Origin of the sequence: Neobacillus rhizophilus, assembly GCF_018343535.1 — a bacterium.
GTDB lineage: Bacteria > Bacillota > Bacilli > Bacillales > Cytobacillaceae > Neobacillus > Neobacillus rhizophilus.
Window position 1 is genome coordinate 269,913 of the sequence record NZ_JAGYPF010000002.1, and the last position, 25,621, is coordinate 295,533.

At 45.9% G+C, this 25,621-nt stretch carries 27 protein-coding genes; 20 read left to right on the forward strand and 7 right to left on the reverse strand.

From position 1 onward, the window contains the following. Window positions 1-4 precede the first annotated feature (4 nt). Genes rsbW through KHA99_RS09265 form a run of 3 tightly spaced genes read left to right on the forward strand, consistent with a single transcriptional unit; the run spans window position 5 to window position 2,418 of the window. Window positions 5-478 (forward strand): anti-sigma B factor RsbW, encoded by a 474-nt coding sequence (rsbW, locus tag KHA99_RS09255; protein ID WP_213117170.1) that lies wholly within the window; start codon window positions 5-7, stop codon window positions 476-478. Then, on the forward strand, window positions 444-1,235 hold the full coding sequence (gene sigB, locus KHA99_RS09260; RefSeq protein WP_213117171.1) for an RNA polymerase sigma factor SigB: 792 nt from the start codon (window positions 444-446) through the stop codon (window positions 1,233-1,235). The genes rsbW and sigB overlap by 35 nt, the downstream gene beginning before the upstream one ends. 49 nt (window positions 1,236-1,284) lie before the next feature. Beyond that, a complete protein-coding gene (locus KHA99_RS09265) occupies window positions 1,285-2,418 on the forward strand; it encodes a PP2C family protein-serine/threonine phosphatase (protein ID WP_213117172.1) in 1,134 nt (377 codons plus the stop codon). A gap of 323 nt (window positions 2,419-2,741) precedes the next feature. Here KHA99_RS09265 and KHA99_RS09270 read toward each other — a convergent pair whose 3' ends face one another. Continuing rightward, window positions 2,742-3,221, reverse strand: coding sequence for a Dps family protein (locus tag KHA99_RS09270; protein WP_284036652.1), 480 nt, complete (start codon window positions 3,219-3,221; stop codon window positions 2,742-2,744). A 157-nt stretch (window positions 3,222-3,378) separates the two neighbouring features. Here KHA99_RS09270 and KHA99_RS09275 point away from each other — a divergent pair, with 157 nt between their 5' ends. Then, window positions 3,379-6,159, forward strand: coding sequence for a CHASE3 domain-containing protein (locus tag KHA99_RS09275; protein WP_213117173.1), 2,781 nt, complete (start codon window positions 3,379-3,381; stop codon window positions 6,157-6,159). Continuing rightward, window positions 6,152-7,051: a CheR family methyltransferase gene (locus KHA99_RS09280; protein ID WP_261363786.1), complete on the forward strand. Its 900-nt coding sequence runs from the start codon at window positions 6,152-6,154 to the stop codon at window positions 7,049-7,051. The genes KHA99_RS09275 and KHA99_RS09280 overlap by 8 nt, the downstream gene beginning before the upstream one ends. Window positions 7,052-7,103: 52 nt before the next feature. On the opposite strand, the gene KHA99_RS09285 is transcribed toward KHA99_RS09280, so the two are convergent. Continuing rightward, complete coding sequence (locus KHA99_RS09285) at window positions 7,104-7,358, reverse strand: GlsB/YeaQ/YmgE family stress response membrane protein (RefSeq protein ID WP_213117174.1); 255 nt, start codon at window positions 7,356-7,358, stop codon at window positions 7,104-7,106. A 131-nt stretch (window positions 7,359-7,489) separates the two neighbouring features. Next, window positions 7,490-7,807, reverse strand: coding sequence for an IDEAL domain-containing protein (locus KHA99_RS09290; protein ID WP_213117175.1), 318 nt, complete (start codon window positions 7,805-7,807; stop codon window positions 7,490-7,492). 213 nt (window positions 7,808-8,020) lie between these two features. Between KHA99_RS09290 and KHA99_RS09295 the strand changes: the two genes are divergently transcribed. From KHA99_RS09295 to KHA99_RS09325, 7 genes are all read left to right on the forward strand, one after another. Next, window positions 8,021-8,347 carry a YflT domain-containing protein gene (locus tag KHA99_RS09295; protein ID WP_213117176.1) on the forward strand — a complete coding sequence of 109 codons (327 nt, stop codon included), beginning with the start codon at window positions 8,021-8,023 and terminating at the stop codon, window positions 8,345-8,347. A gap of 75 nt (window positions 8,348-8,422) precedes the next feature. After that, the gene (locus tag KHA99_RS09300) at window positions 8,423-8,602 is read left to right on the forward strand and encodes a hypothetical protein (RefSeq protein WP_213117177.1); all 180 of its coding nucleotides are present in this window, start codon (window positions 8,423-8,425) and stop codon (window positions 8,600-8,602) included. Between the two features lie 152 nt (window positions 8,603-8,754). Continuing rightward, on the forward strand, window positions 8,755-8,988 hold the full coding sequence (locus tag KHA99_RS09305; RefSeq protein WP_213117178.1) for a DUF1146 family protein: 234 nt from the start codon (window positions 8,755-8,757) through the stop codon (window positions 8,986-8,988). 202 nt (window positions 8,989-9,190) lie between these two features. Continuing rightward, window positions 9,191-10,033: a YwmB family TATA-box binding protein gene (locus KHA99_RS09310; RefSeq protein ID WP_213117179.1), complete on the forward strand. Its 843-nt coding sequence runs from the start codon at window positions 9,191-9,193 to the stop codon at window positions 10,031-10,033. Between the two features lie 32 nt (window positions 10,034-10,065). After that, window positions 10,066-11,376: a UDP-N-acetylglucosamine 1-carboxyvinyltransferase gene (gene murA, locus KHA99_RS09315; RefSeq protein WP_213117180.1), complete on the forward strand. Its 1,311-nt coding sequence runs from the start codon at window positions 10,066-10,068 to the stop codon at window positions 11,374-11,376. Between the two features lie 399 nt (window positions 11,377-11,775). Continuing rightward, window positions 11,776-12,810, forward strand: coding sequence for a stage II sporulation protein D (gene spoIID / locus KHA99_RS09320; RefSeq protein ID WP_213117181.1), 1,035 nt, complete (start codon window positions 11,776-11,778; stop codon window positions 12,808-12,810). 1,068 nt (window positions 12,811-13,878) lie between these two features. Next, window positions 13,879-14,511, forward strand: a complete 633-nt coding sequence (locus KHA99_RS09325) for a nuclease-related domain-containing protein (protein WP_213117182.1) — start codon at window positions 13,879-13,881, stop codon at window positions 14,509-14,511. A 335-nt stretch (window positions 14,512-14,846) separates the two neighbouring features. Here KHA99_RS09325 and KHA99_RS09330 read toward each other — a convergent pair whose 3' ends face one another. Then, window positions 14,847-15,347: a VanZ family protein gene (locus tag KHA99_RS09330; protein ID WP_213117183.1), complete on the reverse strand. Its 501-nt coding sequence runs from the start codon at window positions 15,345-15,347 to the stop codon at window positions 14,847-14,849. A 131-nt stretch (window positions 15,348-15,478) separates the two neighbouring features. Between KHA99_RS09330 and spoIIQ the strand changes: the two genes are divergently transcribed. After that, entirely contained in the window at window positions 15,479-16,333 is an 855-nt protein-coding gene (gene spoIIQ, locus KHA99_RS09335; RefSeq protein ID WP_213117184.1) for a stage II sporulation protein SpoIIQ, read from the forward strand. 375 nt (window positions 16,334-16,708) lie between these two features. Next, the gene (locus KHA99_RS09340; protein WP_213117185.1) at window positions 16,709-18,751 is read left to right on the forward strand and encodes a penicillin-binding transpeptidase domain-containing protein; all 2,043 of its coding nucleotides are present in this window, start codon (window positions 16,709-16,711) and stop codon (window positions 18,749-18,751) included. A 743-nt stretch (window positions 18,752-19,494) separates the two neighbouring features. On the opposite strand, the gene KHA99_RS09345 is transcribed toward KHA99_RS09340, so the two are convergent. Continuing rightward, a complete protein-coding gene (locus tag KHA99_RS09345; RefSeq protein ID WP_213117186.1) occupies window positions 19,495-19,824 on the reverse strand; it encodes an MGMT family protein in 330 nt (109 codons plus the stop codon). Window positions 19,825-20,502: 678 nt separating this feature from the next. Here KHA99_RS09345 and spoIIID point away from each other — a divergent pair. The 5 genes from spoIIID (at window position 20,503) to KHA99_RS09370 (ending at window position 23,994) form a co-directional block, all read left to right on the forward strand. Further along, window positions 20,503-20,775 (forward strand): sporulation transcriptional regulator SpoIIID, encoded by a 273-nt coding sequence (gene spoIIID, locus KHA99_RS09350; protein ID WP_007086083.1) that lies wholly within the window; start codon window positions 20,503-20,505, stop codon window positions 20,773-20,775. 227 nt (window positions 20,776-21,002) lie between these two features. Then, a complete protein-coding gene (locus KHA99_RS09355; RefSeq protein ID WP_213117187.1) occupies window positions 21,003-22,004 on the forward strand; it encodes a rod shape-determining protein in 1,002 nt (333 codons plus the stop codon). A 501-nt stretch (window positions 22,005-22,505) separates the two neighbouring features. Further along, complete coding sequence (locus KHA99_RS09360) at window positions 22,506-22,826, forward strand: DNA-directed RNA polymerase subunit beta (protein ID WP_213117188.1); 321 nt, start codon at window positions 22,506-22,508, stop codon at window positions 22,824-22,826. 91 nt (window positions 22,827-22,917) lie between these two features. After that, complete coding sequence (gene fabZ / locus KHA99_RS09365; RefSeq protein ID WP_213117189.1) at window positions 22,918-23,352, forward strand: 3-hydroxyacyl-ACP dehydratase FabZ; 435 nt, start codon at window positions 22,918-22,920, stop codon at window positions 23,350-23,352. Between the two features lie 255 nt (window positions 23,353-23,607). Continuing rightward, window positions 23,608-23,994 (forward strand): hypothetical protein, encoded by a 387-nt coding sequence (locus KHA99_RS09370; protein ID WP_213117190.1) that lies wholly within the window; start codon window positions 23,608-23,610, stop codon window positions 23,992-23,994. Between the two features lie 45 nt (window positions 23,995-24,039). Here the strand turns inward: KHA99_RS09370 and KHA99_RS09375 are convergent, their stop codons facing one another. Together KHA99_RS09375 and KHA99_RS09380 are read right to left on the reverse strand one after the other, a co-directional pair. Next, window positions 24,040-24,297, reverse strand: coding sequence for a hypothetical protein (locus tag KHA99_RS09375; RefSeq protein ID WP_213117191.1), 258 nt, complete (start codon window positions 24,295-24,297; stop codon window positions 24,040-24,042). Window positions 24,298-24,413: 116 nt separating this feature from the next. After that, window positions 24,414-24,845 carry a YwpF-like family protein gene (locus KHA99_RS09380; RefSeq protein ID WP_213117192.1) on the reverse strand — a complete coding sequence of 144 codons (432 nt, stop codon included), beginning with the start codon at window positions 24,843-24,845 and terminating at the stop codon, window positions 24,414-24,416. A 245-nt stretch (window positions 24,846-25,090) separates the two neighbouring features. Here KHA99_RS09380 and KHA99_RS09385 point away from each other — a divergent pair, with 245 nt between their 5' ends. After that, window positions 25,091-25,603 carry a single-stranded DNA-binding protein gene (locus KHA99_RS09385; RefSeq protein ID WP_213117967.1) on the forward strand — a complete coding sequence of 171 codons (513 nt, stop codon included), beginning with the start codon at window positions 25,091-25,093 and terminating at the stop codon, window positions 25,601-25,603. Window positions 25,604-25,621: the final 18 nt, after the last annotated feature.

Here is a 25,621-nt window from a genome sequence, read left to right on the forward strand (position 1 = left end):
CGATATGATGGATTATATTGAAATGAAGATTCCAGCAAAGCCGGAGTATGTTGGTGTAATGCGTTTGACGTTATCAGGAATTGCCAGCCGGATGGGGTATACATATGAGGAAATTGAAGATCTGAAAATCGCATTGAGCGAGGCCGTCACAAATGCGGTCCAGCATGCGTACGGCAAGGACGAGGGCGGCGAGGTGATTGTCGGCTTTGGCATCTACGACGACAAGCTGGAAATAGCGGTGGCCGATAGTGGAAAGAGCTTTGATTTTATCCAGACAAAAAATGAATTGGGTCCTTACACCGAATCAAGTACTGTGGAGCAATTAACAGAGGGAGGGTTAGGACTATTTTTAATAGAAACGTTGATGGATGAAGTCCGAGTTTTGAATCATTCCGGAGTGACGGTCTTCATGGCGAAGTATTTGGGCGGGGAGCGTGAAAATCATGACACAGCCATCGCAAACCATGAAACGAACTAAGGAAGAAATCGAGGCGTTAATTGCCGAATTTCAAGAAAATGAAAGTCCATCAGCCCAGACCATCTTAGTGGAGCATTACACGGCTTTGGTCGCAAGCCTTGCACGGAAATATTCAAAGGGGAAAAGCTTCGATGAGGACATCATGCAGGTAGCGATGATTGGACTGTTGTCCGCAATCAGAAGGTTCGACCCCAGCATCGGTCGTCCGTTCGAGTCCTTTTTGATCCCGACCGTAATCGGGGAAATGAAGCGATTTTTACGGGATAAAACATGGAGTGTGCATGTGCCAAGGCGCGTCAAGGATGTTTGGCCGAAGCTCAAAACGGTGGTGGACGAGCTGACCAATCAATATCAGCGGTCACCAAAGATTCATGAAATTGCCGAGTATCTAGAGATTTCCGAGGAGGAAGTACTGGAGGCGATGGAAATGGGCAAGAGCTATCAGGCATCTTCTGTCGACCAATCGATTGAAGCAGGCTCGGATGGCAGTACGGTGACCGTATTGGATGTTGTCGGCGCTCCTGATGAAGGCTTTGAAAAAGTTGATCAGAAGCTTCTGCTTGAAAGCGCGCTTGATGTTCTTTCTGAGCGGGAAAAGACGATTATTCATTGCGCGTTTATCGAAAACAAAAGCCAGCGGGAAACCGGAGAATTAATGGGAATATCGCAAATGCACGTTTCCCGGCTGCAGAAGAAGGCACTTGAAAAATTGCGCAAGGCCCTGGGGAGTCAGACCACTGATGAAGAGACGCGTTAAACAGTCGGGGTCAGGCGCCAGCAGCATCAATAGTTTGGGGGGAACATCTATGAATATTGTAATTGTCGATGATAATCGGACGAACCTGATGATTATAGAAAAAATCCTGCAGAAGGCGGGTTACGATCAATTGGTGCTGCTGACATCAGCACGAGAATTATATGACTATTTGCAGCTGGATGCGGGACGACCCCGTGAGGTTCCGGTTGATTTAATTCTTATGGATTTGATGATGCCGGAAATCGACGGAATCGAGGCATGCCGGACGATTCTAGCCAATGAGCGTTTCCACGACCTGCCGATTATTTTTGTCTCGGCTATGGGCGATTCCTATAAAATGGCCGAAGCAATGGATGCCGGAGCGCTCGATTATGTCATGAAGCCCATCAACAAGGTTGAACTGCTGGCCCGGATTCGGTCGGTCTTGCGCCTGAAACATGAGATGAACTTGCGCAAGGAACGAGATAAGCGGATTCAATTCGAGCTGGATTTGGCCAAGCAGGTCCAGCGCAGTGTGCTTGGCAGTCCGCTTGAGAACGAAGATGTGACGATATCTGCCGTTTATAGGCCTTCCTTTGAACTGGCCGGCGACCTGTACGCCTGGTACCAAATCAGCCCCCATCGCTATGGGGTTATTTTGCTTGATATGATGGGGCACGGTATTTCCTCGTCACTTGTCTGTATGTACATATATTCTGCATTAAAGGACGCGATTACAGGAATGGGCGACCCGGCGGCCGTGATGCAGGAGCTCAATCGGCGTATGAATCAGCTCCATATGCCTGAAAGTCTGATAAACTATTATTTCACTGCGATTTATTTTGTCCTGGATACGCAAAAACAGACGATCGAGTACGTGAATGCGGGGCATCCAGCAGGTCTTGCGCTGATCGATGGGGAAGTGAAGCAGCTTGACCAAGGCTGCTCGGCGATTGGTTTTTTTGAAAAAATAGAGGTAACCACGGGTGTGATTCCTTATAAGGAAGACGCGCGGATTTTGCTGTTTACCGACGGGCTGTCTGAATGGCTGGAGGAGGAGTACGAGGACGCATGGGAAAAGCTGATCAGCGGTTTGCGGCAAAACGACAATCCGGAGCGCCTGCTCGAGCAGCTGCTGCCGGGTGCGAAGCCGTTGAAGGAGCAGAAAGATGACCTGTGCCTGGTGATGATTTCTGCGAATTAGATGGGTTGGCAAATGAGAGGGTGCCGGCTGAGAGCTGACACCCCTATCGGACGTTGGTGTGGGTTATGAGCGACAGTAATAACACTTTATCCGACAGCAACAGTGGCTTATGCGACAGTAATCTCACGTTATCCGCCAGGTAATGCGCGCTATCGCAAGTAAGAAATGTTTATCCGCAAGTTGGAACTTCATACGCAAGTAGCCAAACGTTATGCGCAAGTAAGACGGCCTGATCCGCAATTAGGCCGTCCGTATGCGCAAGTAGCCATCACTTATCCGCAAGTTGAAACATCGTGTGCCAGTAACCAACCCTTATCCGCCCGCTACGACGCCAAATACGCCCTCAGCATCCACCCATGCTTCTCCAACGAGGCGCGAATTTCCGTGAATAAGTCTGCGGTTGGCTCGTCCTCCTGGTCCTCGGCCATCGTGATGCCTTCGCTTAGCTCTGAGCAAATTGTGGTCACATCATCAACCAATGTCTGAACCATGTCGTTTGCGGATTCTTCATCCATTGCTTCCTTAATGGATGCCCGCTTCAACGTTTCCTCGAGTGTGGATGCCGGCTTGGCACCAAGGGCCAACATCCGCTCGGCGATGGTGTCGACATGCTGCGCCGCCTCGTTGTACAATTCTTCAAATTTTACATGCAGTGTGAAGAAATTCTCTCCTTTTACGTACCAGTGGTAATGATGCAATTTCATATACAAGACTGAGAAGTTGGCCACCTGCTTGTTCATCGTATCTGATAGTCGCGTTGTTTTGTCTTTTGTTTTTGTCATGCTAATAACCTCCAATTTCATGGTGATACTTAGTAATTACCCTTCTAACAGGCAGATGAAACGATTAAATGTTTAAAGGGGTCCATCGTCCTGTCTCACCACGGGACCTGCGACTCATTGGGTGGATGTAAGAGAAACGATATGATAGTTTTAGAGAAAAAACACAGGGGGTGGCGCAATGAAAGGTGTCAATTTCAGCATTCATGCAAAAATTATCACAGGCTATTTCACGATTCTGATTTGCCTCGTGCTGTCCCTGCTCGTTGTGGTGAATCGGATGAGCGCACTGCAAAATGAGGTGAAATTCCTTTCGCAGCACGACATTGAGGTCCATGACCTGGCAAATCAGATTCAAAAAAATGTCCTCGATATGGAAACTGGAATCCGCGGCTATGCGTTAACCGGCCAGGAGGAGTACCTCGAGCCGTATAACGAGGGGAACCGCCGCTGGCTCGACAATTATAACAAGCTCCATTCTTTGCTCGACGAAAACAGCAGTCAGCAGCGAAATTTGGAAGAAATGAGACCGGTGATTGAACATTGGGTCACGAATACCGGCGAATTTACCATCAATCAAAAAAAGGCAGGCAACGAAGCGGCACTGGCCAAGTATTTTAAGGAACAAACCGGGAAAAAGGTGACTGATCAGCTTCGCACCCAGTTGGATTCCTTTTTGGGAAAAGAAAAGCAGCTAACGTCAAAGCGTACGGACGATCTCCTTCAGAACAATAACAATTTAAAAATCATCTTATATGGCATTATCATTTTAGTAACCTTCATTACCATCGCAACAGCGTTTTTGTTGTCAAACTCCATTGTCAAAACGATCAAGCAAGTCGTCAGAACGATTCAGAACATCACTGATTCGAAGGTAGACTTAACGACACGAATCAGCGTCAAAGCGAACGATGAGACGCGGGAGCTTGCGGAGGCCATGAACCACCTGCTCAGTAGCCTCGAAAAACAGCACTGGGTGCAGAAAAGTATGACTGATATTTCGACGCTGTATCAGGGAATTACCGATATTAATGAGCTTGCGCAGCGGGTGATCAATAAGCTGGCACCGCTGCTTGAAGCCTGTTACGGCGTTGTTTATCTGCGCCGGGAACAAGGCGGCGAGGTCGACTTCGTCAAAGTCGCAGGCTATGCAGTCTCCGATGAGGCTGGCGTTAAGCCCAGCTTCCGCTTTGGGGAAGGGCTCGTCGGCCAGGCGGCGCTCGACCAACGGATTTTTCTAATTGACCGTTTGCCGGAAGATCATATGAAAGTGACGAGCGGCCTCGGGACATCGTCACCGCGAAATTTATTGGTGGCACCGATTATCTATCAGGGCCGGGTCGAAGCAGTTGTCGAGTTCGCAGCACTGAAGCCGTTCCTCTCGCAGCACCTAACCTTGCTCGACCTTTTACAGGACAAATTCGGCTCATCGATTTCCAATGTACTCGGTCGGATGGAGGTCGAAAGGCTGCTATCGGAATCGCAGGTCATGACCGAGGAACTTCAAGCACAATCTGAAGAGCTGCAGGCCCAGTCCGAAGAATTGCAGATGCAGCAGGAACAATTGAAGAACGTCAACGAATATTTGGAAGAGCAGAAACAATTTGCTGAACAGCGGGCGCGCGATCTGAAAAAGGCGAAGGATGAGCTCGAGGATTATTCGCGCCAGTTGCAATTGAGCTCGCAGTACAAGACCGACTTTTTGGCGAATATGTCGCATGAACTACGGACGCCGCTGAACAGTATTTTGATTTTGTCACAAATGCTGATGGAAAATGGCGGCATGGACCAAGACGAGATTGAGGAATATGCCCGTGTTGTGAACACGGCTGGCGCCGATTTGTTAAGGTTAATTGATGATATTCTCGATTTATCAAAAATTGAGGCCGGAAAAATTGAGATCCTGACAGACGAGGTGAATGTGACCGAATTGCCGCAGATGTTAAAAAGCCTGTTCGATCCGGTCGCAGCCAAAAAGAATGTAATGTTTGAGGTCCTGACAGATGCGAACGTGCCGCTAGTGATTTCCACAGACGGCCAGCGCCTGCAGCAAATTTTAAAAAATTTATTATCGAATGCGTTCAAATTTACGGAGCAGGGCTCAGTGACAGTCCATATTGCCGTATCGCCTCCGGAAAAGGCGGAGCAGCTGCACTGTGGCGGTCCGGTTCTGGCCATATCGGTAGCCGATACAGGAATCGGAATCCCGCATGATAAACAGCAGATTATTTTTGAAGCGTTTCAGCAAGTGGACGGGACGACGAATCGTCAATACGGCGGCACCGGGCTTGGCTTATCGATTTGCCGTGAATTTACCCGCCTGCTTGGCGGCGCCCTTGAGGTTGACAGCGAGGTTGGGAAGGGCAGTACGTTTACCTTGTATATCCCAAGCACACGGGAGTCTGAACATGAACTATTGACAGATCCGGCGCCGGAGCAGGAGATGTTGACGGCGCTCAAGGAAGTGGCAGCAAGCCGTGCGGTTGAAGTTGTCCAGGAGCCGCTTCAGGATGAGGCTGTAGCGGACGGCGATATGATTGAGGCAGAGCATGGCACCGATGACGAGCTGTTTCATGGAAAAAAGGTTCTCCTTGTCGAGGATGACGGCCGCAATATTTACGCGCTGGTCACGGCGCTTGAGCGCAAGGGGATTACCGTACAAGTTGCGAAAAACGGAAAACAGGCGATCGACCTTCTGTGTGATCAGGCCGATTTTGATTTGATTTTTATGGATATCATGATGCCGGTGATGGGTGGCTATGAGGCGATGAAAGTGATACGCGATGAACTCGGTCTGCACCGCCTGCCAATCATTGCGTTAACAGCCAAGGCGATGAAGGGCGAGCGCGACAAGTGCATAGAAGCGGGGGCGTCCGATTATATCATGAAGCCGTTAAATATTGAGCAGCTGTTCTCGCTCATGCGGGTATGGCTGACAGAGCAGGTGAATACGGATGAGTAACAAAATGAGCATATCGCCGAGCGATACGAGCGATACACCATCACCTGAGACCGAACCGTTTACCTTAACGGAGGTGCAGGAAGTCGAGCTGAATTTGCTAATCGAGGGGCTGTATCAGATGTATGGCTACGACTTTCGGGGGTATGTCCGGGCCTCATTGACGAGGAGGGTAATGAATCGGATGAAAGCAGAGCGGCTGCCGACGATTACCGCCCTATTGGAAAAAGTTCTCCACGAACCTGGCTGTTTGGAGCGGCTTTTGAATGATCTGTCAATCCGGATGACGGAAATGTACCGCGACCCCAGCTTCTTTGCGGCGTTTCGCGAGGAAGTGATCCCGCTCTTGCGGGAGCTTCCCGAAATCCGGATTTGGCATGCGGGCTGCGCAACGGGAGAAGAGGTCTATTCGATGGCCATTCTCCTGCACGAAGAGGGGCTTACGAAAAAAACGAAAATCTACGCAACTGATATGAACGAAAAAGCGCTTCAGGCTGCCCAAAAAGGCGCCTTCCCGCTTAAAAAAATGCAGCAATATACGAAAAATTATTTGAAAGCAGGCGGGGGTAAGGCATTTTCGGAATACTATACGACCGACCATCAATATGCTTATTTTAAACCGCTGTTGGAAGAGAACCTGATTTTTGCCCAGCATAATTTGGTGACGGATGGCTCCTTCAATGAGTTCCATGTGATACTCTGCCGGAACGTGATGATTTATTTCGACAATAGCCTCCAGCAGCAGGTCCACCGTCTTTTTTACGGCAGCCTGGCGACCGGCGGTTTCCTTGGACTCGGCAGCAAGGAGTCGATTCTGTTTTTGCCAAAAGGCTTGCATTATAAAGAATTCAATGCCCAGGAACGAATTTATCGAAAAGGTAATGGGGCGGGGTGAAAATGCAAAAAAGAGACTGTCGAGCTGTGACAGTCTCTTTTTTTCTACTATATTAATTGGTGTGTTTGGCGGTTCTTAGAATAAGGCTGAGGATAAAAACGAGAGCCGCAGCGCCGATTAGGGCCGGAATAATGTAGAAGCCGCCGATCATCGGACCCCAGCCCCCTAACAGAAGCGACCCCAGCCAAGAACCGATAAAGCCGGCAATAATATTTCCGATGATGCCTCCCGGTACATCACGCCCAAGAATCAGTCCGGCCAGCCAGCCGATTACGCCTCCAATAATTAATGACCAAATAAAACCCATAAAGTAATCTCCCCTTTCAATGAGATATAGACTAAATACCCGTTTGTAATGAAAATGAAACCATTTAGTGAACATGGGGACGGTTCTCGTGCTTCACAAGGTGAGGCACAAGAACCGTCCCTATGCCTCCTTTACACTTTTTCGGAATGATTTCTTCCTATATGTAGGGCTCGCCAACAGGTCTTTAATTCTTCCGTCAGTTCTTGAAACCGCGGCTCATCCCGGTTATCGAGGCAGCCGTCTATCTCACGAGTTAACAGGCTGATTTTTAAGATTAGTTCAGCTTTGCGCTTTTGTTCCTTTCGAAAAAGCTGCTCCCACTTGGCGTCCCTTTCAGTGTGATAATCACTAAACTTCTTTAAGCGCATCCCGCATTTACACAGCGTCTCGTTTACACTTAGAACGTAGAATTCTTTGTTTCCACAATATTTACATGATAATTTCCTCATCTAAACCACCTCCGCTTTCTATATACCCGTGCTTTGAATCGGAGTAACCTACTTCCAAAAAATTTTGATGCACGGGGACGGTTCTCTTGCATCACAAAGTGAGGCACAGGAACCGTCCCCATGCCTCATTTCAAAAAAATTCGAAAAAAATAGGTTTCAATTTTTCATAGGACGGTTATATAACCTGTACAACGTTAAAAGGAGGAATGGAACATGAATACAATTAAAGTAGTAGAAAATGGCGTACAAGCAAAAAGGGAAATTGATGAATTAATCATGCAGGGATATTCAAAAGATGAAATTTATTTATTGGCCCATGATAAGACTCGATTTCAGGATTTAACTGACTCTCTGGATATTAATGAGATTGGCGTCAAGGAGCAAGGCGTCATTGAATCTTTTGCCAACGTGTTTCGAAAGCGGGGAGATGAACTGCGTGCCAAACTAGAATCATTAGGGATGTCTCCGCTTGAGGCGGAGCGATATGAAGAGGACTTGGACCGAGGAAAAGTCATCGTCGTTGCGGCTAAATCAGCATAAGGAGTTAAAGAAAAAGAGCTGTTGCCCTACTCAATAGGGCGACGGCTCACAAAAAAATGGGAAGGGAGAATTTTTATGAAACACTCATCGATAAAATTTGAAAGATTAATGGGAGAACGCACAAAAGCAAGACGCAAAAGTCGGGCAAGACTCCATTTTGAGCAATTTATTGAAGAGCCCATCATTCGTCGAGAAATTCATGGAGAAAGGGTGTATGTACCACTAAGATTACAGCAGATATGGAATGAGGTGTAAATTGGCCATCCTTAAATTACCTGCCTAAACACGTTTTGAGAGGTTCAATCGTGCTTAGGCAGGTAATTTATTATGGGAAAAATCTTCAATTAAAGGAAATAAAATGACCAGTGTGGTAGAATAGGAAGGGTGTGAAAGGGAGGGCGGTATAGATGGATGATTTTGGGCAAATTGCGTTAGTCAGCATTCTGTCTCATTTGGTGTGTATCGCGGTTTCCTGGTGGGCCCTGCAGGCGATTCGCCTGGATAAACTGCTGAAGCCGAACCATGTATTTCAAGCACGTTTATTGTACATATTATTGGCAATCTTCATCGGATCATCAGTTAGTAACTTTTTCCTTGACTACCTGCAATGGTCGAGACAACTACCGTTAATGTTTCAATAAAACATTAATTGGAAAAAAATTAAAGGTTCCAAAATGGTTATAGATTGAGTACAATCAAATTTATGTGGAAAAATAATCTGAAACTTGTCAGACGTTTTACCACCTATAGATAAAAAACGGGATTTTGTCTAAAAGTGACGAGAATTCCCAAGTATGCTCTCTCCCTCCTTGGAAACAATGGTAATAAGGGGGAGACGAGAGAATGAACAGAAACAGATTCACTTATATATGCCTGATTACATGTTTTAGTATTATTCTGGTTGTGATGGGGAACCGAACCACTGAGGCAAACGGCGGCCTGGATTTGAAAATCGCATCTTTTTTTAAGGGAGAAACGAGCGTCGGCACGAACCATAAACAGACACAAGGCGAGACGCGCGTCCGGGAGTTATCTTTCCAAAAGGATCTTGGAAAAATGGCAGCTGTTTTTCAGGCCGAAGATATTATGCTTCAGGATTGGTCTTTTTATGCAAGGGAGCAGGCGGCTGGTATTGACGTGAAGGAATACGCGAATGTTTTACGGAAAAAGTTTCCCGACTGGCGTTGGACGGAGAGGACAACAAGCGAGACTTGGGAAATGACGGCAGTATCCACAGCATCTAACCACCACTCAGAAAAGCTTCAATTCTTGGCAACCCGCACAAAACAACCTACGACTGCGTATATAGTATATAGTGTAAGGGGCAATGAGTGGAACGAAGCCTCTAAATCCTTTATCATGAGCAGTCAATTTGAAAATAGGCTAAATGACATATTTCGTGGTAAACCAACAGTTTTTTCTTGTATGAAGGGCGTTGTGAGTGATAAGATTGATAAGGCTTTAGAAAAGACGGCGAGTGAATTGATGTCGGGCTTTCAAGCTAAAGAGATCGAGGCGTTAAAAGAGGAGAATTTCATGTCTGTTTCGGCCATGTCGCCGTTGTTTACAGATGCGATTGACTTGAAAAATAATAACATGAATTTACAAATTGGCTTACGCTCCGAAGGATTGGGCGGTCCGACTACGGTTGTAGTAGGAACCCCTATCATTACGATTGAATATTAATATAGAGAAAATGGACGCGGAGGGGAATACTCTTGGAAAAGATCATCGTCCGCGGCGGACAAAGGCTATACGGAACGGTTAAAGTAGAAGGTGCAAAGAATGCCGTTTTGCCTGTTATCGCTGCAACATTATTAGCAAGTGATGGAAAAAGTGTGATACGTGATGTACCGACACTCTCCGATGTATTTACAATTAATGAAGTGCTACGTAACCTAAACGCTGAAGTGGCTTTTGATAATAATACGGTTGTTGTTGATGCATCTAGAGTGTTAAAAGAGGAAGCGCCTTTTGAGTATGTTCGCAAAATGCGCGCGTCTGTGCTTGTCATGGGATCACTTCTTGCACGTAATGGCCGTGCCCGGGTGGCTTTGCCTGGCGGTTGTGCGATTGGATCTCGACCAATTGACCAGCATTTGAAGGGCTTTGAAGCCATGGGTGCGAAGGTCAAGGTGGGCAATGGCTTTATCGAGGCGGAGGTTGATGGCCGTCTGCGTGGAGCAAAAGTTTATTTAGATTTCCCAAGTGTTGGGGCTACTGAAAATATTATGATGGCTGCAACGCTTGCTGTGGGTACAACCACGATTGAAAATGCCGCAAAAGAACCAGAAATTGTTGATTTAGCGAACTTTTTAAATAAAATGGGTGCGCGCGTGAAGGGTGCCGGCACTGGTACGCTTCGCATCGAGGGTGTCGATGTATTGTTTGGCGCAGACCACAATATTATTCCAGACCGGATCGAGGCAGGTACGTTTATGACGGCGGCTGCGATTACGGGCGGAAATGTGCTTGTAAAGGGTGCAGTTCCGGAACATCTTTCTTCATTGATTGCGAAAATGGAGGAGATGGGTGTGACGATTATCGAGGAAGAGGATGGCGTTCGCGTGATTGGACCAGAGCGCTTGAAGGCGGTCGACATCAAGACCATGCCGCACCCAGGCTTCCCGACGGATATGCAGTCACAGATGATGGCTTTGCTGCTTTGTGCAGATGGCACGTCAATGATTACGGAAACTGTGTTTGAAAATCGTTTTATGCATGTTGAGGAATTCCGCCGCATGAATGCCGATGTGAAAATTGAAGGCCGTTCTGTGATTTTAAATGGTCCTTCTAACTTACAAGGCGCTGAAGTGGCGGCAACAGACCTTCGTGCTGCAGCTGCATTGATTTTAACCGGGCTGGTTGCTGAAGGTGTAACACGTGTAACTGAATTGAAGCATTTGGACCGCGGCTACGTGAATTTCCACGAAAAGCTGGCTGGTTTAGGTGCCGACATCGAGCGTGTGAAGGAAGCAGATGAAACCTTTATCGAACTTGGAAAATATGTTACCGATCTAAATGCCTAAGGGGCGTGCATAGTTCATTCTAGTTTGGACTAAATGCCGCGGGTGTTTAGTTCTATACTCAGCTTAAATCCTAATTTAAGGGTACAACTGAACACAACCAAAGCAACGGGGCCTGGAATAACGGGTCCTGTTTTTTTGTGGTTATTTGGGGATTGTTGAGCTTATCCACAATAGGTTTCGGTTTTTATGATAAATACCGTGGAATTATACCCAGTTTTGTCTCATAACAATGTGGATAAGTCGAATAACTCTGTGATTTGTGGATAACTTTTTGAGGGATGGCTGGCCTTTTTTGTTTTTATAAAAAAAGGTAATAAATGCTTGTCCGTCCCCATATGTTGTAATGTGACGCATCCCGGGAGCAAGTGGGCTGTGAATTTACAAACTGGAGGCACAATCATGAAAAATATCAAACCACTCATCGTACTAGTAGCATTTCTTATTGCCTTGACACTGATTATCCCCGCTGTGTTAGTTTTGCCTTTTTCGAGCGAGAAGGCGAGCGGCAAGCTGGGCGAGGATCTCGCCAAGAAGCCGGCAGCGCAGGAAACTACTTCTCCATCCTCTGACTCAGCCATTGACGTGGCCGTCTTCCGCACCGCCAAATCCGCGATTGAAGAAACCCCGCTGGAAGATTACCTTGTCGGGGTAGTCGCTGCCGAGATGCCGGCGGATTTCAATGAGGAGGCGCTCAAGGCCCAGGCGCTGACGGCACGAACCTATATTGTGAACCGGCTGCTGAAAAATGACACGATGGGGGCTCCAAAAGGGTCGCAGGTAACCGATACCCCACAGCTCCACCAGGCTTACATAGATGACGCGCAGCAAAGAAAGAACTGGGGCAAGGATTATGATTGGAAAAAGAAAAAGATTATAGAGGCTGTCCGGTCGACCAGCGGGCAGATTTTGACTTATAACGGCGAGCCGATTAATGCGACCTTCTTCTCAACGAGCAACGGCTTTACGGAGAATTCGGAGGACTACTGGTCCGGCAACATCCCGTATTTGCGCAGCGTCACAAGTCCGTGGGATAAGGAATCCCCTAAATTCACGAATCAAAAGGTTATAACCGTGAAAGAGTTTGAATCACGGCTTGGTGTGAAGATCGGGTCGAGCACAGCGCTTGGAAAAATTGTCGCCAGAACTGAGGGCAAGCGCGTGGCGAAGGTTGATTTTAACGGGAAAGTTCTGTCCGGTAAGGATATCCGTGAAAAATTGGATCTGAAATCGTCTGATTTTTCATGGGAGAGAAAGGGTGGAAATATTGTCATCACCACACGCGGCTATGGCCACGGCGTGGGCATGAGCCAATACGGCGCGAACGGAATGGCCGCGGAGGGCAAAAACTACAAGGATATCGTTCAGTACTACTACAAGGGCGTAGAGGTTACCTCGGCGGAGAACATGCTGGCGACGATTACGGCCAAGAAATAGGGTGTGTGTGGAAGCCAGGCGTGTGGGTGCGCCTGGCTTTTGTGTGTAGGTGCAGGGTGTTCATAGGGGTTGGAAAGTAAAAGAGGAAATTTGGAAAGTATTTGGTCAAAAAGTGTAAGAAAAATCTGTAAAGTGGAAAGTAAGTGCGCTAAACCGGTAAGTAACCACACCAAATCGGAAAGTATATCCAAATAATGGAAATTGTTTTGAAAAAGGTAATTGAAAAGTTACCTTGGCCAGGCTCGCCGCCTGGCTTTTTAGCTGTTTTGGGTTGGCGCTTGAAAGGGTGTGTCTTTTAAAAGGGAGATGGAAAGTAAAGGAGGAAATTTGGAAAGTATTTGGTCAAAAAGTGTAAGTAAAATCGATAAAATGGAAAGTAAGTGCGCTAAACCGGTAAGTAACCACACCAAATCGAAAAGTATATCCAAATAAATGGAAATTGTTTTGAAAAAGGTCATTGAAAATATACCTGGCCAGGCTCGCCGCCTGGCTTTTTAGCTGATTTGGGTTGGCGCTTGGAAAGGGAGTACTGCTCTAAAAAGGGGGATGGAAAGTAAAAGAGGAATTTTGGAAAGTATTTGGTCAAAAAGTGTAAGTAAAATCGTTAAAGTGGAAAGTAAGTGCGCTAAACCGGTAAGTAACCACACCAGATCGGAAAGTATATCCAAATAAATGGTAATATTTCAAAAAAGGTCATTGAAAAGATACCTGGCCAGGCTCGCCGCCTGGCCTTTTAGCTGTTTTGGGTTGGCGCTTGGAAGGGGAGTACAGTTCTAAAAATGGGGTTGGAAAGTAAATAAGGTATTTTTAAAAGTATTTGGTCAAAAAGTGTAAGTAAAATCGTTAAAGTAGAAAGTAAGTGCTCTAAATCAGTAAGTAACCACACCAAATCGGAAAGTATATCCAAATAAATGGTAATATCTCAAAAAAGTATTATTGAAAAGGCACCTCGGGCCAGACCTAATCGGATAAAAACGCCATAAAAAGTTTAAAAGTTCATGTCGATTTTTGCAGGAAATTGGCAAGTAAAAGGGGAAATGTAGGAGCAAATTGAAAGGAGTGGTCCAATTGTTTGCAAAGCCTTGTGAAATGTCATTGCGAATCAAGAAATTACAAGCACTTTATGATGGAAGGATGGATCCCAATCACCCCGATTGGCCGGATTTGGTTCACGAATACAAAAATAGGATGGCAGGGTATCATGGCGAGAAATCTGTGGACTTTTACTTGAGCATGCTTCCCGAGGCCGACTATCAGATTTACCATGATATCCGCCTGCTTTATGGAAAGTATTACTTTCAAATTGACATCCTGCTTTTGTGTGCGATGTTTGGCCTTGCACTGGAAGTGAAAAACAGGAGCGGAGAAATTCATTTTAAAAGAGAGTTAAATCAAGCGTTTTGGCGAAAAAATGGCCAGGAGGAAAGGATAAAGAATCCGGTGCTGCAGGCCAAGCTCCAGGCGCGAAAGCTAAACGGGTGGCTGCTAGAGCACCATTTTCCAAACCTTCCAATTCATTATCTTTTTGTAAACAGTAACGAAAAAACCTTGATTACAGCAGAGCACGGGAACGAAGAAATTCTTCGGAAAGTATGTAATAGTGAATTTTTAATAGAAAAAATAGAACAAATTAAAGAATTTCATAAGATAGAGAAGCTAAGCTCCAAGGATTTAAAAAAAGTAAATAAATTACTACTATAAAGCAATTTCACCTGTCTCCTAAAGAAATCCCCACTGGTGTGAAGTGCCCCGATTGCCGCTTTCTGCCAATGATTTATCATTCCGGTACCTGGTGGTGCCCAAAGTGTAACGCCAAATCGAAAACCGCCCATATTCCAGCCATCAACGATTATTTCCTATTAATAAAACCGACTATCACAAATTCCGAGCTAAGAGAGTTTCTCCATATAGATTCGATAAGAGTGGCCAGCCATTTTCTAACCGCCGCAGATTTCCCCCATAGTGGTACATTTAAAGACCGAGTTTACCATCATCCGGTATTACAATAAGAAAAACCACCGCCAACCAGCAGTGGTTTAAGAAACAGACCGAACGCGGCCGAGCAGCTTCGCCAGCCCTGCAAACTTACCCTTAAACAGCGCGCCGCGAATAAAGTAGTAACTGACACTGATGCCTAGGAAGTCCTTAACCAGGTCAAACAACGACGCAGAGCGGTATGGATAGAAGGATTGGTGGATTTCGTCGCTGATGCCGTAAAAGGCAGCGAACAGGGCGCAGGCCAAGTTCCAGCCTGGAGTAAAGCTGAAACCAGCGACGGTCACGTTTCTGACGGTCCTGTCACCTTCGGATGCGACGCTGCTCTCTGCCTTTTCACCACGCCTAAACGTCAAAAAGGCAAGCACTAGTAACACATATAAAATCGCAAACTCTATTAAATGCAATGATTCTTTAATAGTATGGTCAATGTTCGAATCGGGCAGCTTGACGAAGTGGTCCGACGGCAGGCTCGATTGAATAAAGATGGCTGCCATATAAAGCGCGGGCAGGACCCGCAGCACCCATTTTAAAGCTTTCATGAAACGTTCCCCCTAAAAATTTTTCAAAAAAGATGCATAAAAACGCAGGCAGTTACAAAAAATAAAATTTTTTTCAGACTAGTGTATATAATTCTAGTTATCTGTTCAGAATGATTGCTGAGGTGATGAAAATGAGAGAGGAAGAAAACAAACGATCTTCTCAAAGTTCCAGCGTAAAACGCTTTTTCAAGAAGCGTTGGGTATTTCCAGCCATCTATATCGCAAGTGCAGCAATCATTTTAACAGGTGTTCTTTGGTACCAGTCCAGTGCAGGAGACTCAGACAAATACGATTATAAGTCTACTGATATAACTGGCAAAAAGACCAACCCGCCTGCAGTTGAAGTTAACTCGGCTTTAGAAAACGTCAAAATGCCGGTGAAGGATGCAGCATCAGCTGTCATCAAGACAAAGTTCTATGATTTCAGTGCAAAAGCTGAAGACCAGGAAGCCGCATTAGTATTCTACGAGAACACATACAACCCGAATACTGGTGTCGACATCACCATGAAGGATGGCGAAACGTTTGATGTATTGGCATCACTCAGCGGAACTGTCACTCGTGTTGAAGAAGACGCGGTGCTTGGAAATGTCATCGAAATTGAACACGACAAAGGTATTGTAACACAATATCAGTCCGTGAAAGACATTAAAGTTGAAGTTGGCGAAAAGGTGAAACAGGGAGATGTTCTTGCCAAGGCTGGGCAAAGCATGTTCAATGAAAAAGCTGGAACACACGTCCATTTTGAAATTCGTAAAGATGGCGTCGCGGTTAACCCTAGTAAGTATATTGACAAACCGGTAAGCACTTTACAAGAAGTGACTCCTTCAAACAGCAAGGAATCCATGCAAACTCCTAGCGAAAAAAAGCAGCAGGAGTTGGAGGATCCAGCTGGCTCCGACGACCAGTCTTCCGATAAGGAAACGGACGGCGGCAAGACCAAAGAAGACGAGTCCACTAACTCAAAAGAAAAGACAAATTCTTAATATTGAAACTGTAAGTAAGGGGAAGGGGATACTTTCCTCTTTTTTTTGTGCTTTTTTTCAAAAAAAGAATCTGGCCGCCTGCCAGATTCCGCAAAAAAATAGGACCCGGCCGATTGCCGGATCCAACACGATATATTAAAAGGGGGGGTTATGAAAAAGTGTAACTGAGATTGTCCTTTTCACACTCTTATCTTACCCCGGAGATATGAATAAATTATGAACAAAGCGTTAAGGTTTTATAAAAAAAATCTAGGAGATTTGTCCCGAAAATAAGGCTTAGGCGACTTTTTTGCGTTAGATGAGGGGGGCCAAGCATATAGGTTAGAATGGCGCCATTGGTATATGTTAAAATGGAAATTAAAGGAGGGGTTTGTCTTGAAAAAAGTTGCCGGGCTGTTGCTTGCCGTGATGCTGGGTGTTTTGCTTGCCAGCTGCAGCAAGGAGCCGACGCCGCAGGACCGATTCTCGGAGTACATAGCCTTATGGAATAAGCAAAAGTTTGCTGACATGTATAATTACCTTTCGAATGATGCTAAAAAGAAAATCTCCAAAGATGATTTTACGAACCGATACAAGAAAATCTACGACGATTTGCAGATTACTGACCTTAAGATTGATTTCAAGAAACCAAAAGATGATAAACAGAAGGATAAGGAACAAGCCAAGTATCCTTTTACTGCCAAAATGAATAGTGTTGCGGGGCCGATTAATTTCACGCAAGAAGCCCTGTTGAAAAAGGAAAGCAAGGACGATAAGGAAAACTGGTTTGTGGACTGGAATCCAGGTTTCATTTTTCCAAAAATGCAGGAGGGCGACAAGCTGAGCTTGAGCACGGTTCCGGCGAAACGGGGCGAAATCGTTGACCGAAACGGCACGGGGCTGGCTGTGAACGGCCAGGTGTACGAGGTTGGAGTGACGGCCGGGGACATTGCGGCGCCGGTGATGGAGCAGCTGGCTTCTTTGTTGAAGATGACGCCGGATCAGGTCGACAAGGCGTTGAAGGCGAGCTGGGTACAGCCGGGGATGTTTGTGCCTTTGAAGAAAGTGTCGATGGATGACTCTGAGCGGGTTGCCCAGCTGGTGGCGCTCGAGCCGGTGAAGACGCGCAAGGTGGACGCACGCATTTATCCGTACAAAGAGGCCGCAGCGCAGCTGATTGGCTATGTTGGGCAGATTACCGCGGATGAGCTGGCGAAGCGGAAGGACAAGGGCTACACGAGCCGTGATGTGATCGGGAAGCGCGGCCTGGAGCAGGTGCTGGATGAGCAGCTGAAGGGCCAGAGCGGCGTGAAGATTGTGATTAAGAAAAATGCCGGCGGCGAGGAAGTGCTTGCCGAAAAGCCGGTTGCCGATGGAAAAAATGTTAAGCTGACCATTGATGCTGATTTGCAGGCGATGGTGTATGCGGAAATGGCTGGCGGGACCGGTGCTAGTGGTGCTGGGACTGCAGGGGCTGGGGCCCCGGCTGGCGAAGTCGGGACGGCGGCTGCGATGAACCCGGTGACAGGGGAAACACTGGCGCTCGTCAGCAGCCCATCGTTTGACCCGAATCAGGCGGCGCTGGGCTTTTCTGCGGACGAATGGAAGGCACTCCAGGACGATGCCCGCCAGCCGCTGTTAACGCGCTTTAAACAGGCATTTGCACCGGGCTCGGTGATGAAGCCGATAACGGCTGCTGTGGGGCTCGCAAGCGGTGCGATTAAGCCGGACGAGGGCGTCCAGATCCTAGGGCCAAAATGGCAGAAGGATGCGTCCTGGGGTGGCTATTTTGTGACCCGGGTGCATGAAGGCAGCCCAATCAATCTCGAAAAAGCGTTGGTGTTTTCTGATAATATCTATTTTGCACAGGCAGCGTTGAAAATGGGGAAAGATGGCTTTTCTGATGGTTTGAAAAAGTTCGGCTTTGAGGAACAGCTGCCGTTTGCTTATCCATTGGAAACCTCAAAAATCGGCGCTCTGGGCAGCGATATAGCGCTTGCTGACTCTGGTTATGGTCAAGGACAGGTGCAGATGAGCATTGTTCATTTGATGAGCACCTATACGCCATTTATCAATAATGGCAATATGGTTAAGCCGATTTTGTTGGATGAAGAGAAGCGTGGGCAAGTGCTGAAGGAGGGAGTGGTTTCTCCGGAAAACGCCGGCCTGATTGCAGCGGACCTTCGCAAGGTTGTTGGTGATGCAAGCGGGACTGCTCATGCTGCGGAAATGGCCGATAAGCCGCTCGCTGGAAAAACCGGAACAGCGGAATTCAAGCAGAAACAGGGCGAAACCGGGCTCGAGAATGGCTGGTTTATCGGCTGGAATGTCAATTCGCCGAATCTGATGGTGGCGATGATGGTCGAGAACGTAAAAGACCGTGGCGGATCGGGCATTCCGGTGAAAATGGTGAAGAATATTTATATGAAATGGAAATAAGTTTGCGTGCAGAAGCACCTGGCCTGGGGGTCGGGTGCTTTTTTGTGAGGAAAGTACCTTGTTTGGGAGCGCTGTGGCCATTGAAAATTACCTTTTTTAAAATTTACTCGCTTTGTTTGTGGGTTTACTCGCGGAAAATTAGGATTTACCCATCAACTTTTGATTTTTACTCGTCTGATTTCATAATTTACTCGCCACCCCCTATCTCGAGCGACTGAACTTCCCAAAAAAGTAACTTTTCAATTACCTTATTGGAGTTATTACCATTTATTTGGATATACTTTCCGATTTGGTGCGTTTACTTTCCAAATGGGTACAAATACTTTCCACTTTGGTGATTTTACTTACACTTATTAGCCAAATACTTACCAGAATACCTGATTTACTTTCCGAACTTATTTTTCAGGGGGGATTCACACCAAAAAGCCAGGCGGCGAGCCTGGCTCAGGTAACATATGAGATCTTAAAAATACCTTTTTAAAATTTACTCGCTGGATTTGAGGTTTTACTCGCCCGAATCTAGATTTTACTCGCCAACCCCCATCTCGAGCGACTGTACCACCCCAAATATGTAACTTTTAAATGATCTTTTTGGGACCGTTACCATTTATTTGGATATACTTTCCGATTTGGTGCGTTTACTTTCCAAAAGGGTACAAATACTTTCCACTTTCATGATTTTACTTACACTTTCTGGCCAAATACTTTTAAAAATACCTTATTTACTTTCCAACCCCATTTTTTCAAGGGGAATCCGAGTGCTCAAGAACAGGCCGCCACTGATATTTTTCCAAATCAATAACCCCATTCAAACCCACTGCCACGCCCTCGGCCTCGAGCGACAGCCATTGTTCGTTGTACCCCGCGTCATCCTGCAGGGCAATTTTTCCTTGGGCATTGACAACCCTATGCCAGGGCAGGCGGTATTTCCTGCTCATCGAGTGGAGGACGCGGACTACTTGGCGGGCGGCGCGGGGACTTCCAGCGAGCCCTGCAATTTGTCCGTACGTCATGACTCTCCCCGAGGGGATATTTTTTATTATCGAAATAACTCTCTCCGTAAAAGGTGTCACTGTCGTAAAATCCTTTCTTAAATAACTTAACCACATTATATAATATTAAAAACGATCCAATATCACGGACACTACAAAAAACTTGAAACAAATTCATTTTCACTTACATCTTTTTCAATATTCCTTACCACATTTCAATGTTTTTTTACCAAAACCCCAAATTTTCACAACACAAACACTTCAAACACATATATTTTTCATCCGACAAATTTCTCGGGAAATAACGAGCGTCCCACGAATATTTCCATACAGACCATAGACGTGGCGCGGGTTTGGGGCTTTTTGCCTAAATGTCGAAAAACAACATGATATTTGAATTTTCTAAAAATAGTCCAATGCCTTGTCCCGTTTGTGTATTTTGTGCATAAACCCGTATCCAAGCTAATACAATGTTACAAACCTTTATACAAAGAGAGTGTTTGAGGTGAGGAGTCGTTTGAAGTTAGCGGGTATCCAGCCGGGGACATGATTATTCATCGTATGATCAGAAAGTGAAAACTTTCTGCCGTGTGACATGCAAGGGCGAAATTTGGTGCTTGACATCAGCCGGGGACATTTCGAATTTCGCGTAAGCGCAAACAGAGCCAGTCAGCAGCTCGCACGGAAGCAGTATTCAGTCGAAGTGATAAGCGGGTCTCATTTCACACGTCTCACATCCAATTTAGGGAGGGCGAGAGTGTGCACGATTACATCAAAGAGAGGACTATCAAGATTGGGAAGTATATCGTGGAGACGAGGAAAACGGTTCGCGTCATTGCGAAGGAGTTTGGCGTATCCAAGTCTACAGTCCATAAGGATCTTACAGAGAGACTACCTGAGATTAATCCTGAGCTTGCAAACGAAGTAAAAGAAATTCTAGATTATCATAAATCCATTCGTCACTTAAGGGGCGGCGAGGCGACCAAAATGAAGTACCAGAAAGAAGAAAAAGAAGGGGAGGCTGTCAAATAAGCCGAACCACCAGACAAGCAAATTTTTCAAAAATTAAGAACTGGTGCCTTACACCATTTCTTTTTTTTACAAAAAAATGTCCCACCTTCTCAAAGAATTTCCGATTCCGACAGCATTCAGCAAAAAATTACATTGATTGTTTTAAAATGTTATGGATATTTTAATGAATGTGATAGAATAGACAATTAGGTAGATAGGAATCCGTCTTGAGGAGGAAAGGAAAGAGAATGTTTGCAAGGGATATTGGGATTGATTTAGGAACAGCCAACGTGTTGATCCACGTGAAGGGCCGCGGCATCGTATTAAACGAGCCTTCCGTAGTTGCAATCGACAGAAACACAAACCGGGTTTTGGCGGTTGGCGAAGAAGCGCGCCGCATGGTTGGACGTACACCAGGAAACATCGTCGCAATTCGCCCGTTAAAGGACGGCGTTATTGCAGACTTTGATGTAACAGAAGCAATGCTGAAGCATTTTATTAATAAACTTAACGTTAAAGGCTTTTTATCAAAGCCGCGCATCTTAATTTGCTGCCCAACGAACATTACAAGCGTTGAGCAAAAGGCAATTAAGGAAGCTGCTGAAAAAAGCGGCGGGAAAAAGATTTATTTAGAAGAAGAGCCAAAAGTGGCAGCGATTGGCGCAGGGATGGACATCTTCCAGCCAAGCGGCAACATGGTAGTGGATATCGGGGGAGGAACGACGGATGTGGCCGTTCTGTCAATGGGCGATATCGTGACTTCTTCCTCCATCAAAATGGCGGGCGACAAGTTCGACATGGAAATCTTGAACCACATCAAGCGCGAATACAAGCTGTTAATTGGTGAGCGCACAGCTGAAAACATCAAAATCAACATCGCTACTGTCTTCCCAGGCTCTCGTTCCGAGGAAATGGAAATTCGCGGCCGTGACATGGTCAGCGGTCTGCCGCGCACGATCACCGTTCGTTCCGAAGAAATCGAGCAGTCATTGCGGGAATCTGTGTCAGTTATTGTTCAGGCTGCCAAGAGCGTTCTGGAACGTACTCCGCCAGAGCTTTCAGCCGACATCATCGACCGTGGCGTCATCTTAACAGGCGGCGGTGCACTTCTTCACGGCATCGACATGCTGCTTGCGGAAGAGCTGAAGGTACCTGTTTTAGTAGCGGAAAATCCAATGGACTGCGTTGCCATCGGAACAGGCATCATGCTCGACAACATCGACCGAATTCCAGGCCGTAAACTAGGATAATAAATCCAAATGTGGTAAGACCTCTTACCAATTTTTAAAAGTCTAATGATAACGGCTGGACAAGCCTGGGTCATTGGGCTTTTTTTGATGCATGGGGACGGCTCTCGTGCTTCACTCATTGTGATACATGGGGACGGTTCTCGTGCCTCAAATGGTATCTGGAAAGTAAATGGACCAAAAATGGAAGTAAACATCAAAAATAGGTAAGTAAAATACCCAAAATGGAAAGTAAATTTCCAAATCGGAAAGTAAATCCTCAAAATCGGAAAGTATTGGAAATTAACTTCCAGAAAACACCCCTTTAACCCCAGCTTGACCCCAATTTCTGAGCTTTTTTTACATCAATTTACTTTTTCTCGCAAAAAGTTAATGTATAATCATGAATAATTTTTTATAATAGAATAAAATGAGCATCGTGTGTGGTTATAATAAGTATTAACTCTAATCCTGTTGGCAACATCCTTTTCAATAAGGAGTACGGGATTCAAAGGGGAAATTAAAATGTCTGTAAATAATGTAGAACAACATCAATTTCAATCGCGAGAGGAATATAAAAAGGCAAAGACAGATGCCTTGCAACAGGTGGACGATGCCGCTGCTAAAGAAAGAAAAACAGCGGAAGCAGAACCGAAGAACCATGCCCGCATCAGAGTGCGGCTTATTCCAATCTGGCTTCGCCTCGTACTCTTGGTGGTGTTATTATTTGTCAGCCTTGTGGCTGGGGCGGCTGTCGGTTACGGCATCCTTGGCGGCGGCAATGCAGCCGATGTTTTTAAGCAATCTACTTGGACACATATTCAAGATTTAATTGATAAAAAATAAAGCGGGAAGGGCTTAGCCCTTCCCTTTTACATATCACAAATAGTACAATAGAAAATAAATATCTGTTCCTAGTAGGAGGTACTAAACTAAAATGCTTGATATTAACGAAATCAAAGAAATTATCCCGCACCGCTACCCATTTTTGCTGGTGGATCGAATTTTAGAGGTGGAAGAGGGAAAAAGAGCGGTCGGCATTAAAAATGTTTCCGCAAATGAAGAATTTTTCAACGGTCATTTTCCGGATTATCCGGTCATGCCTGGGGTTTTAATCGTTGAAGCACTCGCGCAGGTCGGGGCTGTTGCTGTTTTGAAAAAAGAAGAAAATCGCGGCCGTTTGGCGTTTTTTGCAGGAATAGACAATTGCCGGTTTAAAAAGCAGGTAAAGCCGGGTGACCAGCTGCGCCTTGAGGTGGAAATGGTACGTTTGCGCGGACCAATCGGCAAGGGGAAAGCCGTGGCAACTGTTGACGGCGAAATCGCCTGCGAAGCGGAAATTACCTTTGCGCTTGGGGAAAAGAAGGAATAAATTTAGGGTTTGAGTGGGGTTTGGCGAGTAAAATTTAAATTTAGACGAGTAAATCTTTAAAGTTGGCAAGTAAATCCCACAATTAGGCGAGTAAATCTTTAAAGTTGACGAGTAAAATCACAGAAATGACGAGTAAAGGCCGGGGGACAACCTCGGCCTTTTTTACATGCAAAAAAATTCCATTCAAATTTTAAAAAACAACGGGAAAGCTATAAGTGTTAGGCAATAACATGAAAGTCGAAAGGAGTTTTTTGCTTGAAGAAGAAGCTGTGTATGCTGCTCACCGGTTCTGTATTGTCGGCGATGATGCTGGTTGGCTGTAATAATGCAAGGAATGACATTAACCCACCGCCGCCGAGGGTCAACGATAACAATTTGAATGACAATTTGGATCGGAACGACATGAATAATCGGAACGACCTAAACGACAGAAACAACCTGAACAATCGGAACGACAACCTAAATAACCGATTGCAAAATGATTTAAATGACAATCCGATGGACCGACGCAACCATTATCCAGAGTCTGAGGACAAGAACACACCAACTGACAAGGACTGGATAAAGGACAACAACACGAAGCAGGAAGATATTATCGAGGATGATATCGACCGCAAAGACCGCGACAACAAAGACGAATAAAAAAGGGGGACAGGCGCTAGAACGGTAGCGCCTTGTCCCCTTTTTTTATGAATATCCCGTCATCATTAAAGCTGCAGCGAGAATAGCAAAAATGAAAATCAAAATATAAACAATAATGGCCAAAATCGTGATAATCCAGCCAAGCACCTTTCGTCCGGTCTGAATTAAATAAATTCCAAGCGCGATGGCCCCAAAGAAAAATCCCAAAATCGCCCATAGCCATTGCCTCTTACCGCGCTTCGGGGCGTCCACTGCTAAAAAAATCGCAATAATGACATTAACAATCCAACTAGTCCAACTCATCTCTTTCTGCTGCCTCCCTCCTAAATTTCTCCATCTACCAATAGTATGGTGAGATTTTGTCGAAAAAGCAAGATAATTTTTCCAAGAAAAAACCAGCCCGAAGACTGGTATACACTTTAGGTATTCTTGACCTTCAGCTTCGGCTTGCTCTTCATTTTCTCCTTGAATTCGGCTAGAAGGGCGTCGCCCTGTAACCCTTTTTGAATGAGGCTGTCGAGCAGAAGCTCGGAATAGTCGCTTTTGTTGCGGCGCAGGTGGCCTAAAAACAGAACGCCGGTATGCTTTTCGAATTTCGTAAGCGAAGCGATTTTTGTTTGAAAATAAGCGGGTGTGTTTTCCTTCTTCGTAATAACGGCCTCGACAATCACTTCGCGGTTTTGCTCAGATATATTTTTAAAGTAATCATACAGGGAGAGATCAGTGTACGCCTCAATCAACCAGGTGGAGCGTTCATCTTCTTTATTGAGAATCAGGCCGTCTTCGAGCGGAACCTCAACCGATTTGTCATTTTCCACAACTTCCAACGAGAATAATTTAAACGTCTTCATTACCAACCTCCTGTTTGTTTTTTCCTAATTATAACATACGCAAAAAAGAAGCAAATGTCGAAAAATATTTGACCGAAATAGGATTTTTAATTTATTTGTAAAAAATTAACCCCGTCCGTGACAAAAACCTCCTCGAAAATTGCTTTTTCGAGAAAAATCGACCTCTAAACGGGCCGTATCGCAATTTTACTTTGCTTTGGCCCGGGTCTAAGATGAAATCATCAAATGTTGGAGGAGATGATACCTTGATTAATCAAGTAACGCTGGTTGGCCGCTTGACGAGGGACCCGGAATTGAATCAAACGACGGAGGGAACGCCGGTATCGCACATTACCTTGGCGGTGAACAGGAACTTCCGCAATCACAATGGCGAATTTGACACGGATTTTGTGCAGTGCACCCTGTGGCGAAATGCCGCCGAAAACACGTACAAATATTGTCGAAAAGGGGCGGTCGTCGGAATCACCGGACGCCTGCAAACCCGCCATTATGACGGGCGGGATGGGAAAAGGGTATACGTCACGGAGGTTGTGGCGGAAACGATTCGGTTTTTGAGTACGAAGCCGCAGGGGGCGGGGGCAGAATCTAGAAGTGGGTCTTCAGCATCGGTTTCTGGTGCCGCACCTGGGCAGGGGATGAATCCCCCTGGACAAAGTTCATCCGTGGCATCCGGGTCTTCGGTGTCCGGCCAGTCCCAAGCTTCTGCACCTGGGCCAGCCCCAACAGCCGAATCCGTTGCTGCATCATTGCCATTCTAAGAGGTGGAAAAAAGGAGG

Coding starts and splice junctions, on each gene's coding strand:
- rsbW (WP_213117170.1), top strand. CDS start 5: ATGATGGATTATATTGAAATGAAGATTCCAGCAAAGCCGGAGTATGTT.
- sigB (WP_213117171.1), top strand. CDS start 444: ATGACACAGCCATCGCAAACCATGAAACGAACTAAGGAAGAAATCGAG.
- KHA99_RS09265 (WP_213117172.1), top strand. CDS start 1,285: ATGAATATTGTAATTGTCGATGATAATCGGACGAACCTGATGATTATA.
- KHA99_RS09270 (WP_284036652.1), bottom strand. CDS start 3,221: ATGAAATTGGAGGTTATTAGCATGACAAAAACAAAAGACAAAACAACG.
- KHA99_RS09275 (WP_213117173.1), top strand. CDS start 3,379: ATGAAAGGTGTCAATTTCAGCATTCATGCAAAAATTATCACAGGCTAT.
- KHA99_RS09280 (WP_261363786.1), top strand. CDS start 6,152: ATGAGTAACAAAATGAGCATATCGCCGAGCGATACGAGCGATACACCA.
- KHA99_RS09285 (WP_213117174.1), bottom strand. CDS start 7,358: ATGGGTTTTATTTGGTCATTAATTATTGGAGGCGTAATCGGCTGGCTG.
- KHA99_RS09290 (WP_213117175.1), bottom strand. CDS start 7,807: ATGAGGAAATTATCATGTAAATATTGTGGAAACAAAGAATTCTACGTT.
- KHA99_RS09295 (WP_213117176.1), top strand. CDS start 8,021: ATGAATACAATTAAAGTAGTAGAAAATGGCGTACAAGCAAAAAGGGAA.
- KHA99_RS09300 (WP_213117177.1), top strand. CDS start 8,423: ATGAAACACTCATCGATAAAATTTGAAAGATTAATGGGAGAACGCACA.
- KHA99_RS09305 (WP_213117178.1), top strand. CDS start 8,755: ATGGATGATTTTGGGCAAATTGCGTTAGTCAGCATTCTGTCTCATTTG.
- KHA99_RS09310 (WP_213117179.1), top strand. CDS start 9,191: ATGAACAGAAACAGATTCACTTATATATGCCTGATTACATGTTTTAGT.
- spoIID (WP_213117181.1), top strand. CDS start 11,776: ATGAAAAATATCAAACCACTCATCGTACTAGTAGCATTTCTTATTGCC.
- KHA99_RS09330 (WP_213117183.1), bottom strand. CDS start 15,347: ATGAAAGCTTTAAAATGGGTGCTGCGGGTCCTGCCCGCGCTTTATATG.
- spoIIQ (WP_213117184.1), top strand. CDS start 15,479: ATGAGAGAGGAAGAAAACAAACGATCTTCTCAAAGTTCCAGCGTAAAA.
- KHA99_RS09355 (WP_213117187.1), top strand. CDS start 21,003: ATGTTTGCAAGGGATATTGGGATTGATTTAGGAACAGCCAACGTGTTG.
- KHA99_RS09360 (WP_213117188.1), top strand. CDS start 22,506: ATGTCTGTAAATAATGTAGAACAACATCAATTTCAATCGCGAGAGGAA.
- fabZ (WP_213117189.1), top strand. CDS start 22,918: ATGCTTGATATTAACGAAATCAAAGAAATTATCCCGCACCGCTACCCA.
- KHA99_RS09375 (WP_213117191.1), bottom strand. CDS start 24,297: ATGAGTTGGACTAGTTGGATTGTTAATGTCATTATTGCGATTTTTTTA.
- KHA99_RS09380 (WP_213117192.1), bottom strand. CDS start 24,845: ATGAAGACGTTTAAATTATTCTCGTTGGAAGTTGTGGAAAATGACAAA.